This is a genomic window from Chryseobacterium sp. SIMBA_029 (genome assembly GCF_046535275.1).
Classification (GTDB): Bacteria; Bacteroidota; Bacteroidia; order Flavobacteriales; family Weeksellaceae; genus Chryseobacterium.
The window spans coordinates 1-273 of sequence record NZ_JAWRXA010000305.1; the positions used below are offsets into that span (position 1 = coordinate 1).

At 38.1% G+C, this 273-nt stretch carries 1 protein-coding gene; it reads right to left on the reverse strand.

Translation table 11 applies throughout. The features are described 5' to 3' along the window. A partial coding sequence (locus tag SB679_RS24230; RefSeq protein ID WP_410704800.1) for a glutamate--tRNA ligase family protein occupies positions 1–273 on the reverse strand: 273 nt, incomplete at both ends.

A 273-nucleotide genomic window follows, 5' to 3' on the forward strand; every position in this document is an offset into this window, starting at 1 on the left:
TGATCCAAATACCAGTTGTACAAAGGTCTGTGGTTTTCAAACTCCAAAGAACAAAGTGAGTGTGAGATTTGTTCAATATAATCAGATTCACCATGAGCCCAGTCGTACATTGGATAAATTTTCCAAGCGGTACCTGTTCTGTGGTGAGGTTTATTCAAAATTCTATACATAACAGGGTCACGCATATTCATGTTTGGCGAAACCATGTCGATTTTTGCACGAAGAGACATTGAACCACTTTCAAATTCTCCGTTTTTCATCCTTTCGAATAAG